The following is a 12,822-nucleotide window of genomic DNA, read 5'->3' as shown; positions in this document are numbered from 1 at the left end:
CTTGAGAAATGACACTTTTCAATAAATCGTTACGTATTCCAAATTCATCGTTGTTAAACACTCCTCGGATCCGCTTTCAGTGGCATCTTGCCACATCGGGTCACCTCGATGGCAGGGCATCCAAATTCGACGACCACCTTACCCTCGATCAGGTATAGGCCATTGCCCCGCAAGGGGTATTGGGCCAGCGAAGGAGGGAAGTGTACCGTGTCAAAAAAATCCCCGTCTGCATCCAGGAAAGTGCCGAATTTCATCAGCTTCTCGCTTTTCGTACGTACATACTTTTCGACTACAAAATCCCCCACCATACGGATCATTTTTCCTTCCTGCTTCATGAGATCCGCAGCCTTGGCGTCCCCTTTATAATCACTGCGAGCCAGATCGAACAGCGAACCCGACACCCCAAAGCCGATCAGTTCTATTTCATCATAATAATCTTCCAGTACCGAGCTTTGCAGCTTCGGCAGTACCGGTTTACGGCTCGCCATTTCAAAGAGTAGCGGTACCGTTTCCGCCCGCTTATCCTTCGACAGCAGTAGATGCGCTTCCCATAGCAGCTCCTTCTTGCCCAGTTCCATAAAGCGGAAAGCACCCGTCCGGATAAGGATAATCAGCTGATCCAGCTTGGCCCCCGTGCGCAGTACAAAGTTTTCCAGACTCGTATATTCCCCATTCGCCATTCGTTCGGCCGGGATACGCAGTGCCAGCTTATCATTCAGATTCAGCAGCGCGTCAAATCCCAGAAAGATATCATCCCCATAGATCGTTGCCGCAAATACCGACCTGTTCACACAGGGCAGGTTCACTCGGGCACCCGCACGTTTAGCTTCATTGACATACACCTTACGGTTGTAGAAGCCCCCATAGTTGTTCAGCACCGCCACCATAAACTCCTTCGGATAGTACGTCTTCAGAAACAGACTCTGATAGCTTTCCACCGCAAAGGAAGCCGAATGCGCCTTGTTGAAAGAATACCCAGCAAAGCTCTCCATCTGCCGCCATATCTCCCTGCTCGCACTTTCGGGGTAGCCCTGCTTGCGGCAGTGGTCGAAAAACTTACTTTCGATTTCCAGCAGATGCTCTTTGCTACGGTACTTGCCCGACATCATCCTGCGCAGTACATCCGCATCCGACATATCCAGACCACCGTAGGCGTTGCCGATCTTCATTACATCCTCCTGATACACCATCACACCGTATGTCTCTTCCAGCTGCTCCTTGAATACAGGGTGTGGGTACACCACCGCTTCCGGATTATGGTGGCGACGGATAAATTCCGCCATCATCCCCGACGAAGCCACCCCCGGGCGGATAATCGACGAAGCCGCGACCAGAGTCAGGTAATCATCACAGCGGAGTTTGGTGATCAGCTGCCGCATCGCCGGCGACTCCACATAAAAACAACCGATCGTATTGGCCGACCGGAGCTGATCCGCAATCTTCGGATCCTCAAAAAAACGTTTTGGGTTGCCCGTATCGATGCTGATACCCCTGTTCTTTTTTACGATCTCCCGACAGTCCTTGATATGACCGATACCCCGCTGCGATAGGATATCAAACTTCTCAAAGCCGATATCCTCCGATACATACATATCAAACTGCATGGTCGGCAGCCCTTTAGGCGGATAGTCCAGTGCCGAATAGTAGGTGAGGGGCTGTTCCGAGATTAGCACACCACTGGCGTGTATCGTCCGCTGGTTTGGAAAATCCGCCATCCGGTTATACACCGAGAGGATCGTGTTGGTCACCTCATTCTTATTCAGCATATTTTCCGGTTCATGCACCAGTCGGTCTATCTCCGCTTTGGGCAGGCCGTACACCTTACCCAGTTCGCGCAGGATACTCCGCGAGCGGAACGTACTCATTGCACCCATCAGGGCGGTATGCCCCGTTTGGTAGCGGTTGAAAATATAATCATAGATATCGTCCCGCTCATTCCAGCTAAAGTCGATATCAAAGTCCGGTGGCGACTGCCTTTTGGGATTCAGGAAACGCTCAAAGGGCAGCTTCAGATCGATCGGATCCACATCCGTAATCCCCAGGCAGTACGCTACCGCCGAGTTGGCCCCCGAGCCACGTCCCACATAGTGAAAGTCCCGGCTGCGTGCATAGCGGCATATATCATCCGTGATCAGGAAATAGCTCGAGAAGCGTAGATTCTCGATAATCTCCAGTTCCCTTTTGATACGCTCCAGCGCGACCTTATCCGTCGTGCCATACCTGCGCATGGATCCCTCCATCGTATATTTATGCAGCAGCTGCTTATCATTGACAGGGTTGCCCGTAAACGACTCCTTATTCTTCATTTTCTTAAAATCCAGCTCAAAAGAGCAGGAGCCAAGCAGGCGGTTCGTATTACGTATCAGCATCGGAAAGTCCCGGTACATTTCCAGGAGCTGCACCTTCGGTAGCAGCACCTCATTCTTACCCGCTACCATCCGTTTGTCCAATTGCGAGAAGAGAATATTGTGGTCTATCGCCCGCAGCTGGCAGTGCAGTTTATAATCCTCCGGGATGAAAGAGACGGGTGTTAGGATCACATAGCGCTCCCAGTTTGCAGCAGGTTCCAGTCGGATCAGATTACGCTCGTTCGGCTTTATACCGATATACTCATTCTCCCGTAGATCCTTCACCGACCTGCTGCCATAGGGGTAGATCATATACACCTGATCCAGATAAGGAGGCGTGTCCGGTAGCCGCGAAGCCTCCCTGTTGTGCGTCGTCATCAGCTCATTCAGCTGCCTGAATCCCTCGTTATTCCGTGCGATACCGATATACAGCAGCTGGTCCTCATTCCTGAACTCCATGCCCGCGAGAATATTCAATCCCGCCTTCATCCCCAGACGCAGCAAATCCAACGAACCCGACGAATTGTTGATATCCGTCAGCACCGCCGTATCATGTCCCGTAGCCAGCAGGCCCTCCACCAGATCCTCCAGACTCAGCGTACCATAGCGCAGGCTAAAATAACTATGCAGGTTGAGCATCATTCGCACCTCCTTTTTTATCCAACAGACAGATCCCCTTCTTGATCAGCTCCACGCCATAGCGGTTCCTGATCTTGTCGATAGCCTGCATCAGACGTATCTCCTCCAGCGTATCATTGAATAGATCCACCTGATACGAGCCATGTATTAGCTTGCTGAATTTCACACCGATCAGGCGTATCAGCATCCGGCGCGTATACAGCTTTTTGAACAGTTCCAGAATCTTCTCCGTTATCACCCGATCCGAGTTCGTATACGGGATAGCGAGCTGTTGCGTATGCGTATCAAAGTTCGAGTAGCGGATCTTCAATGTTATACAACCCGTTAGTTTCTGCTGATGCCTCAGGTCATAGGCCAGTTCATCCACCATGGCGACCAGTGTCTTGCGCAGGATGTCCATATTTATCGTATCCGCCAGAAACGTATTCTCCTTGCTCATGCTCTTCTGCTCGCGAAAGGGTACCACCGCACTGTGATCCACCCCGTTGGCCTTGTTCCATATCGATACCCCGTTTTCACCCAGCACCCTGCGCATCGTAAATACTTCCATCTGCTGCAGGGTTTCGATCTGCGATATCCCCATATTGCGCAGCGTGAGGTACGACTTTTCGCCCACCATCGGAATCTTACGGATCGAGAGCGGTGCTAGGAACATCTTTTCCATACCACCTACCACCTGTTTCTCGCCGCAGGGTTTTGCCTCGCCCGTAGCTATTTTGGAGACCGTTTTATTGACTGATAGGCCGAAAGAAATCGGTAGCCCCGTCTCCTTGATGATCTTTCCGCGGAGCTCCTGCGTCCATTTCCAGCAGCCAAAGAACTTGTCCATTCCCGTGATATCGAGGTAGTGCTCATCGATAGAAGCCTTCTCCACAATAGGCGTTATCTCCTCGATGATCTCCGTCACCGTGCCCGAATACTTCGAGTACAGGTCATGGTCACCCCGCACTACCACCGCTTCGGGGCACATCCGTAGTGCCAGCTTCATCGGCATCGCCGAGTGTACGCCATATTTGCGGGCCTCGTACGAGCAGGAAGCCACCACACCACGATCCCCATTGCCACCGATCAGCACAGGCTTGCCCGTGAGATCCGAATTTATCAACCGCTCTACCGATACAAAGAAAGTATCCAGGTCACAATGTACGATATGCCTCTCCATCACTAGTTATTTAATTTTGCTAACAAAATTAGTATAAACTATGCTTTAGAATTGTATATTTGTTGCTAATATTTGTAGCAATATAGGAGGGGTATGTCATTACTAGCTGATAATATGCGTTTTCTGCGGGGGCGTCGGGGCCTGTCCCAGCAGCGGGTCGCTGATGATCTCATCATCACCAGGTCGAGGTATGCCAAGTACGAAGAGGGGGCTTCCGAACCGCCGATAGAGCTCCTACAGCGTATATCGCGGTATTTTCAGGTGTCGATCGATCTACTGGTAGGCATCGATCTGCAACGGTCTCGGATAGAGGAGCTGTTGAAGCTACCGGATTATCGGATGGTGCTGCCTGTTAAGTAGGTGAGGAGATGAGAATGTAGAGTGGTAGGTTATAATCGATTCTCACATCAGCAGGTTTAATTAGTGAGGGAGTTGACATCGCTTATGCAAAGGAGAGAATCAGACGAAGTAATCGGTCAATACATGAATTAATCCCAACAAACACACAAGGAGGGATAATAATTTGTAATTTTACAGTATACTCAGAATACAATGGAACCACGTTTTATAGACATTATTCAGTTAATTAAACAATCTCGTAACCAAGCGATAAAAGCCGTAAATACCGAGTTGATTAATTTGTATTGGAATGTTGGTGCATACATCAAGCAAAAATTATCGTTTGCTGAATGGGGGGATAAAACGGTGGAGGAATTGGCAAATTTTATCCAAAAGAACAACCCAGAACTAAAAGGATTTAACCGTTCAGGATTGTATCGGATGATTCAATTCTATGAAACTTATGCAAATTTACCATTTGTCGCACCAGTGGTGAGACAAATGCAAGATCCTGATAAACAATATGATATAATTGTGTCACCAGTGGATACACAATTAGACTTTCAACCTCAAGATATCAAGAATACGATCTTAGTTCAGCTAAGTTGGACAAATCATATGATTATTTTTTCGCGTTGTAAAACAGAAGAAGAGCGTGAGTTTTATATTCGTTTGAGTATTCGTGAGCGATATAGCAAACGTGAATTAGAACGTCAAATATCTGCAGGTTATTTTGAGCGTACAATGATTGGAAATACAAAACGCTCAGCACTGCCGAGAGAAATTCATAATGAAGTTCAAAATATCTTTAAAGACAGCTATGTTTTCGATTTTCTAAATCTTCCGGAACCACATAGCGAAAGCGATTTACAAAAAGGCTTAATCCATCAAATGAAAAATTTCATTTTAGAGTTAGGTAAAGACTTCTTGTTCATTGGCGAAGAATACAAAATACAGGTTGGCAATAGCGATTTCTATGTAGATTTATTGTTTTATCATCGAGGTTTACAATGTTTGGTAGCCTTTGAATTGAAAGCCGATAAATTTAAACCTGAACACTTAGGGCAAGCCTTAGATCGCGATGTGAAAAAAGCGAACGAAAATCCAAGTATTGGGATTTTGTTGTGTAAAGATAAAGACAGTGAAGTAGTAGAATATGCGTTGAGCAGAAGTCTTTCTCCGACAATGGTTGCCGAATATCAAATGCAATTACCTGATAAAAGATTATTGCAACAGAAATTACATGAGTTGTTTTCAGATAATATTTCTGAAGAATAATATACTATTCCAATACTTTAAATTATGCTTACACAAAAAGCTCTCGAGTTTTGGGATGCTAATTGATAGAAGAAGCATTTGCTAGGGCACCACAAGTATTTTGGCGCCAGCTGTTGAATACCTCCGTAGTGCATTTATTTGGTTATCTTATTCTACCCTGCGAGGCATTTTGTATAGCCGATTGGCTGAAACTAATTTGAATGGGGTGATTCTACCTGTGGTAAATCCGAACGAATTGCTGCAATCGAAGATAGCGGAATAGAAATACCAGACGAGCACTTGTCAGATTATTCCGTTGACACAGTTTACGTTACAGTATCGATATAAGAAATATAAAAATATTATTTAAAGCTTGTTTAGTTTTCGCAGTTGAAGCATTAAATGTTCAAATAATTCTTTTGTAATATCAAACTGGGATACATGAGGCAAATATTTCTGCCTAATTAATTCCGCTGTAAAACCGTCGTTCGCTGATTTGGTTTCATCATTGATATTCCGAATACAAGCATCTAAACAGTCAACAGCTTTTGCAAATTCAGCTTCCCGTGTCTTACGTTCTTCATATTCCGAAGTAATTTTGTCAAATCTATTTTGGTTGGGAATAAATGTTTTAATTTTTGCTAATGCCGATGCTTCTTTTTGATACTTTAATTTCATCTCATCGGGATTGTTAAATTTTGCATCACCAGCATAGACTTCAACTATATCATGATAAAGCAAATATTCCATTACTTTGAGCCGGTCCAATGGTTCCTCAACGAAGTCAATAAGGATATCTGCTATCATCATACAGCTCCATGAATGTTCTGCTGTACTTTCCTTTCTCCCCTTTACATTGGTACCGCGTTCTACATACTTTAGCTTTTCTAATTCCGTTAGTGCGGTAATTAATTTCTCCATGTGTACAGTTTTTACCTCTATTTGAATTTGTAGTAACCAAAATTAATCTTTTCGCACCACCTTTTTTTGCTATTTTCTTAGATAAACATTTCCCAGCTAGTTCAATCGTGCTGCCTGTATTACTATCTAAACAGCTAAACTTGATTTTAATGACGTATAAAGTCTCGGTTATCCGGCTTTATATTCTTTGTGTTTTCAACCATTTCATCAACGACAGGCTGTTTATTTGTTGAAGATAATAAACGTTGGTAGTAGAGCGTATTTATATTACGTTCCAATTGCCGTACACCCCAGTTTTGTTCAGCGGATTCTTTCAGATAATACTTTCGTGCATTAGTATCAGTGACCCTTGTAATAGTCCGAATATGAGACCATTCCAATTTGGCACACGCGTGTGCCAAATCTTCCCAAATAGGAAAAGTCAGATAACATTTACGGATATCTCTCAATGTCCGGGTACTGAATCCACTTCCTAGATTCGAAAGTCTAATATGGTACAAGCTCGCGTCCACATGAGGCGAAAGATAGGCGAGAAGGCTTGCACTAAAAGTACTTTTATTCTACAATTTTCTTTTCAGCAAACTATCCATTAACTTTGGTGCCACTCACGATAAATCAAAGCGGGTACTAACCAAATGGATGAAAGAGATTTATTACTTCGATTACAGACCGGTGATCATGAAGCTTTTGAAGAGCTCTACCGTAGTTATGCGGCAAAGCTTACTTCAAAACTCATCACTCTGCTTCGCGATAGTGAGCTCGCTGGTGATATCCTTCAGGATCTCTTTATCAAAGTATGGGAGCTCCGTGCCGACATTAATCCCGAGAAATCATTCGGTGGTTATCTGCATACCATAGCGACCAATATGGCAAAAGACAGATTCCGTAGCGCCTTGCATCAACAGGTCTATCTACAGTCCCGTGCCGATCTGACCGAGGGACACGACAGCGTTTCCCGTTTTATGGATCAGAAAGACATGCGCGCGGCAGTGGATGCTGCACTCGCCAAATTACCGCCACGCCAGCGCGAAGTGTATACGCTTTATAAGATCGACGGATTATCCTACAAAGAGATACAGCAGAGGCTAGGTATTTCCAAACCGGCGGTCAATCGGCTTATCCAGGAAGCCGGAAAGAAGATGCGTGAGCACCTATTGCCGATCGGCTATCTTATGCTCTGTAGCGTGGTGGTCGAGGAACTCATTCGATAATTTGAAAAAAAATAACAATTCACCCTATTACTTTTAATCACACAGACGTATTGTAATAAACCCCTGGAACTAACCACAGGTACAATACAATGGAAAAGAAAGAAATACAGCAGTTATTTAGTAAATATCTAACTGGTCAGGCCAATACCGACGAGATACAAGCTTTATACGACTACTTCGGTTTAGAGGGACAGGATACTAACTTGGAGCAACTCATCCGCGATTATCTGGATGATATGGTCGACATCAGTACCGATTCGGCCCGACTCCAGGCAGAGCGTATCGCATCCGATCGATGGCTTGCTATAGCCGATCATACACTGCCAGGTAGTAAGGTGCCGCGTCTGTCTTGGATCAGGTACGCCGCGGCAATCCTAATCTTTTGTTTTATGGCTATTGGACTTTACACCTACTTACAAAAGGCAGACCCAATACCAGCTGACAGCTTAGCGGAGAATCCGTCAGAATTAATTGTTCCCGGATCCAATAAAGCCACATTAACCTTTGCCGACGGAGCAACCTTTACACTCGATGGTACTAAAGAGGGGATTGTCATTGGTGACGAACTCACTTACAGCGATGGAAGCAAGGTGACAGATATCCAGTCTCCCTTATTAACCTTATCCACACCAAAAGGTGGACAATATCAGGTTACCCTCTCCGACGGGACCAAGGTCTATCTCAATGCAATGACAACCCTGACTTATCCCAAGCAGTTTGCACCTGGCGAGCGTAAGGTACAACTTAGTGGTGAAGCCTACTTTGAGGTCACTCATGATATTCAGCACCCCTTTGTCGTAGCCACCAATAAGCAGGAGGTCAAGGTGCTGGGTACAGTTTTCAATACGCATGCTTATCCAGATGAGCAGACAGTAACTACGACCTTATTAAAGGGTAAAGTACAGTTGTCCAGCATGGGAAAAAACGCGCTGTCAAATCAATCCGTTGTATTGAGTCCCGGAGAGCAGGGGACATCCACGGGCGCATCTGGGGTAAGTGTATCCCAGGTCGACGCCAACGAGGCCATAGCGTGGAAGAACGGCAAATTTGTATTTGATGAGACCAGTATACCGGCCATGATGCGACAGATCGAAAGATGGTATGACATAGAAGCCCTTTATGTAGACGACCTCTCGGGCATTGCATTCAGCGGTTCCATATCCCGGTACGACGATATCAAGGACGTTTTAAGGAAGATCGAATTGACAAATAAAGTGAACATATCAATAGAAGGAAGGAGGGTCAGGATGAGCAGAAGATAGTTTTGTGTGTGTTTGCCTGACCAAAACGAGAAACCGGTGGTGCGCTAACACCGCCGGCTCGTGTCAGGTGATCAATAATAGTTCTGAAGTATTACATTTTTTACCTAACCAAACAAATATATGGATAATAATCATGGTTATAGGTGCAATTTGCACGCTATATACCGCCGTTTAAGATGGAACATCATGCGCATACAGCTAGTCATTTCAATTCTTTTCCTTGTTGTGTTACAACTCCATGCTGATAACAGTTATGCGCAGCATATAACGATTCGAGGGAAAAACCTAGATTTAACGTCTGTACTTAAGACGTTTAAGCAGCAATCTGGATACGACCTGTTGTATAGTGCGGCTGAAGTAAAAAAAGAAGCCGATCCCGTAAATATTGAGTTAGTCAATGTACCTGTCCAGGTCGCACTCCGAGAAATATTTAAGGGACAGAAGGAGTTGGAGTATGCCCTGGACCAGAATGCTGTTATCATACGGAAGAAAAGTGGTCGCGTAGAAAAGCCAGCTATGACGGAAAATAATATGCCACAACAGCAACCTATCCGTGCCCGTGTCACGAATGAAAAAGGAGAACCGCTGGTCGGTGCATCGATCTATGTACTAGATGCAGAGGGAAAACGTACAGCAGTGCAGACCAAGACGGATGAGGAGGGTTATTTCGAGCTGCCAAAGGATCAGGTCGGCGCCAAGTTGGAGTTAGGCTATCTAGGCTATATGGCACAAAAGCTTACAGCCAGAGTAGATATGGGCATTATTGTGCTAAAACCGTTCTCTGCGGAAGTAGAGGAGGTGATGGTGAATACGGGGTACTATGCCATTCCTAAAGAGCGGGCCACGGGAGCTTTTTCACATATTGATAATGAACTGCTCAACAGGACCAACGGTACGAATATTCTCGATAGGCTTGAAGGGGTAGCTGGTAGCATGCTGTTTGACCGGCGTAATCTAGAGGGGGAGAATGTGAACGGCCGTCCCGAAATTCGTGTACGTGGACTGAATAGCATCGATTCGGATAGCTCGCCATTGATCGTGCTTGATAATTTTCCTTATGATGGAGATATCAGTACAATCAATCCGAACGATATTGAAAGTGTCACAGTGCTAAAAGATGCAGCGGCGGCTTCCATTTGGGGAGCAAAGGCGGGTAATGGTGTGATTGTGATCAATACAAAGCAAGGGAAATACAATAAACCAACTGCCATTAATTTTAACACAAATCATACTTTTGGAAATAAACCTGATCTTTTTTATAATCAAAAATACCTGCCCGCTGCTACGGTAATGGCTATTCAAAAAGAATTGTTTGAAAGGGGTACTTATCTTGAACAAAACCAAACCCGTATTCCAGCCTATGTGGAGTTGCTAATCGCCAAAAGGGATGGGAAGGTAACAGACCAAGAGTTTACCGATCAAGAAGCCTTATTTGCTTCCACAGATCTTCGTGAACAGTCGCTCAAATACCTTTATAGAACGCAGTATACAGGTCAATACAGTATAGGGATTAGTGGCGGAACAGGTAAGCATCGCTATTCATTTAACACGGGCTATGATAAAAGCCGTGCAAATATCATCGGAAACGAGGACAGACGGATAAACTTGAGCTTTCAGAATGCTTTTAAAATAGGCGATAATCTGGAATTCAATGGGGGGCTTTGGTACACCTCGCAGTATGCCGCAGCGAATGGGCTTGGCTACAGTAGTGCGCTCAATACGGATATTTATCTGCCTTTAGTGGATATGGAGGGCAATCCAAGCTACCTGACCAAAACGTATCGCTTGCGCTATCAGCAGCAAGCGCCGCAGATTGGTCTGTTGGACTGGTTATATCGCCCTATTCAGGAGGTCAATTTAACCGATAACCAAAACCGTGAAATGGAATGGCGCATCAATACAGGGATTAATTATAATCTTCCATTGGGAATCCAGTTACAGGCATTTTATCAGTATACGCAAGGTACAGGCAAGGAGCAGACTTATCATGATAAAGATTCTTACTTTGCTCGCAACCTGGTGAACAGGTTTACACAGAGTAATGGTACAAGAGTGATACCTTATGGTGGGATCATGGAGTATGAACAGCCCCGTGAGCATCAGACGCACTCGGGAAGATTGCAGTTTAATTTTAACCGTACTATGGCAAGCCTTCATGTGCTTTCCGCTCTGGCAGGGACAGAAATAAGACAGACGGTCTTTCAGACAATACCGGGGCTGACACTGTATAATTTTAATCCCGAAACCTGGAGCGCAGACTTTATGGTCGATTATAAAACCTTAAATCCTACCCGCCCAACCGGAAGCAGTCGTATTCCTTCTAAAACGCTGTCACCAAGTAAAAACAATGGCCGTAATCTTTCTTACTATGGCAATGCAAGCTATGGATATGACAATCGTTACCTATGGAGTGGAAGTATACGATGGGATGGGAGTAATCTGCTCGGAGTCAAATCAAATCAGCGGGGTACCGTGCTATGGTCTACAGGGCTCAGTTGGAATATTGGCAATGAGCAGTTTTTTAAAAATGAGGTAATGAACCAATTGCGGTTGCGTGCTACTTATGGCTGTGCTGGTAATATCGATAAGTCGCAGAGCCATTATCCAACTATTTCTTATACGGTAGATCCTATAACAGGGTTAACTGCTGCTAACTTAAATCATCCGGGTAATCCTGCGCTCAAATGGGAACAGGTGAATACCTTCAATCTAGGTGTGGACGCAGGTTTTATAGCTGACAGGATAATGCTCTCGCTCGATTTGTATCGAAAAAAAGCCAAGGATCTGCTTGGCAACCGCATACTTGACCCTTCAACAGGTGTGACTGGGATTTTCAAATTGAATTATGCAGGTATGGAAACTGAAGGGATTGATGTACAGCTTTCCAGTAAGAATTTCAAAGGTGTGTTTAATTGGAATACGGATCTATTGCTGAATTATACAGCCAATAAAATAACAAATTTTAAAAATATTCCGATTACGAATATTACGGAATATATTAATAACCCGCCTCCGATGGAGGGAAAGTCGTTTGATAATATTTATGCCTATCGGTGGAATGGTCTGAGCAGTAAAACGGGCTATCCTATTGTGTACATCGACGGAAAGGAGACCACTGACTATATTGCCTATGTAAATCAATTGACGTTTGATGATTTGATAGAGGCTGGCTCCACAGTGCCTAAACTATTCGGCTCACTACGTAATACCTGGTCGTGGAAAGGCTGGCAATTGAGTACATTGTTGTCGTTCAAATCTGGGTTTGTATTCCGAAGATCGTCTATGGGGTCGGGCCAAGAGTATGCATCAACACCATATTATCATATGGATTATTTTAAACGTTGGACGCAGCCCGGAGATGAGCTTTTTACGGATGTGCCGGCCTGGTCTAAGACAACATCTTCAAGCACTGGATGGACACTATACCGGGACTCTGAAGCTCTGGTCATCAATGGTGCTTCTATTCGGATGCAGGATATTCAGGCTAGTTACCTGCTACCACTCAGATGGCATAGTACAGCAAAACGCAATATGGACTTAAAAATCTTTGCAGGCATCAAAAATGTGGGGATTCTCTGGCGCGCCAATAAAGAAGGAATAGATCCTGATTATCCGATGGCTTCTTATCCGCCGCCCCGTGTAATCAATGTGGGAATAAATTTGAACTTTTAATTTGAACAAAG

Annotated in this window: 9 protein-coding genes; 5 read left to right on the top strand and 4 right to left on the bottom strand. The window is 45.0% G+C overall.

Annotated elements, in window-relative coordinates; translation table 11 throughout:
- Positions 1-53: 53 nt before the first annotated feature.
- Together JKG64_RS06355 and dinB are read right to left on the bottom strand one after the other, a co-directional pair.
- Entirely contained in the window at positions 54-2,990 is a 2,937-nt protein-coding gene (locus JKG64_RS06355; RefSeq protein ID WP_210353482.1) for a DNA polymerase III subunit alpha, read from the bottom strand.
- Positions 2,971-4,149 (bottom strand): DNA polymerase IV, encoded by a 1,179-nt coding sequence (gene dinB, locus JKG64_RS06350; protein ID WP_164112061.1) that lies wholly within the window; start codon positions 4,147-4,149, stop codon positions 2,971-2,973. Before dinB ends, JKG64_RS06355 begins: the two co-directional genes overlap by 20 nt.
- A 93-nt stretch (positions 4,150-4,242) precedes the next feature.
- Here dinB and JKG64_RS06345 point away from each other — a divergent pair, with 93 nt between their 5' ends.
- Both JKG64_RS06345 and JKG64_RS06340 read left to right on the top strand, forming a co-directional pair.
- Entirely contained in the window at positions 4,243-4,509 is a 267-nt protein-coding gene (locus JKG64_RS06345) for a helix-turn-helix domain-containing protein (RefSeq protein WP_210353481.1), read from the top strand.
- A gap of 192 nt (positions 4,510-4,701) precedes the next feature.
- Positions 4,702-5,766, top strand: a complete 1,065-nt coding sequence (locus JKG64_RS06340; RefSeq protein ID WP_210353480.1) for a PDDEXK nuclease domain-containing protein — start codon at positions 4,702-4,704, stop codon at positions 5,764-5,766.
- Between the two features lie 345 nt (positions 5,767-6,111).
- Here JKG64_RS06340 and JKG64_RS06335 read toward each other — a convergent pair whose 3' ends face one another.
- Both JKG64_RS06335 and JKG64_RS06330 read right to left on the bottom strand, forming a co-directional pair.
- Positions 6,112-6,666: an HD domain-containing protein gene (locus JKG64_RS06335; protein WP_210353479.1), complete on the bottom strand. Its 555-nt coding sequence runs from the start codon at positions 6,664-6,666 to the stop codon at positions 6,112-6,114.
- A 146-nt stretch (positions 6,667-6,812) separates the two neighbouring features.
- The gene (locus tag JKG64_RS06330; RefSeq protein ID WP_210353478.1) at positions 6,813-7,178 is read right to left on the bottom strand and encodes a DUF1016 N-terminal domain-containing protein; all 366 of its coding nucleotides are present in this window, start codon (positions 7,176-7,178) and stop codon (positions 6,813-6,815) included.
- A gap of 123 nt (positions 7,179-7,301) precedes the next feature.
- Between JKG64_RS06330 and JKG64_RS06325 the strand changes: the two genes are divergently transcribed.
- The 3 genes from JKG64_RS06325 (at position 7,302) to JKG64_RS06315 (ending at position 12,811) form a co-directional block, all read left to right on the top strand.
- Positions 7,302-7,877 carry an RNA polymerase sigma factor gene (locus JKG64_RS06325; RefSeq protein ID WP_210353477.1) on the top strand — a complete coding sequence of 192 codons (576 nt, stop codon included), beginning with the start codon at positions 7,302-7,304 and terminating at the stop codon, positions 7,875-7,877.
- Positions 7,878-7,966: 89 nt separating this feature from the next.
- Positions 7,967-9,139: a FecR family protein gene (locus JKG64_RS06320; RefSeq protein ID WP_210353476.1), complete on the top strand. Its 1,173-nt coding sequence runs from the start codon at positions 7,967-7,969 to the stop codon at positions 9,137-9,139.
- Positions 9,140-9,325: 186 nt separating this feature from the next.
- Positions 9,326-12,811 carry a SusC/RagA family TonB-linked outer membrane protein gene (locus JKG64_RS06315; RefSeq protein WP_210353475.1) on the top strand — a complete coding sequence of 1,162 codons (3,486 nt, stop codon included), beginning with the start codon at positions 9,326-9,328 and terminating at the stop codon, positions 12,809-12,811.
- The last annotated feature ends 11 nt before the right edge of the window (positions 12,812-12,822 follow it).

It is taken from the genome of Sphingobacterium tabacisoli, from assembly GCF_017908035.1.
Taxonomy (GTDB): Bacteria; Bacteroidota; Bacteroidia; order Sphingobacteriales; family Sphingobacteriaceae; genus Sphingobacterium; species Sphingobacterium tabacisoli.
The sequence above is the reverse complement of the archived record's forward strand: the minus strand, read 5'-3'. Positions and strand labels throughout refer to the sequence as shown.

Excerpts from the sequence above, each read along its gene's own strand:
- JKG64_RS06315 (WP_210353475.1), top strand. The coding sequence starts at position 9,326 with ATGCGCATACAGCTAGTCATTTCAATTCTTTTCCTTGTTGTGTTACAA.
- JKG64_RS06345 (WP_210353481.1), top strand. The coding sequence starts at position 4,243 with ATGTCATTACTAGCTGATAATATGCGTTTTCTGCGGGGGCGTCGGGGC.
- JKG64_RS06335 (WP_210353479.1), bottom strand. The coding sequence starts at position 6,666 with ATGGAGAAATTAATTACCGCACTAACGGAATTAGAAAAGCTAAAGTAT.
- JKG64_RS06355 (WP_210353482.1), bottom strand. The coding sequence starts at position 2,990 with ATGATGCTCAACCTGCATAGTTATTTTAGCCTGCGCTATGGTACGCTG.
- JKG64_RS06325 (WP_210353477.1), top strand. The coding sequence starts at position 7,302 with ATGGATGAAAGAGATTTATTACTTCGATTACAGACCGGTGATCATGAA.
- JKG64_RS06340 (WP_210353480.1), top strand. The coding sequence starts at position 4,702 with ATGGAACCACGTTTTATAGACATTATTCAGTTAATTAAACAATCTCGT.
- JKG64_RS06320 (WP_210353476.1), top strand. The coding sequence starts at position 7,967 with ATGGAAAAGAAAGAAATACAGCAGTTATTTAGTAAATATCTAACTGGT.
- dinB (WP_164112061.1), bottom strand. The coding sequence starts at position 4,149 with ATGGAGAGGCATATCGTACATTGTGACCTGGATACTTTCTTTGTATCG.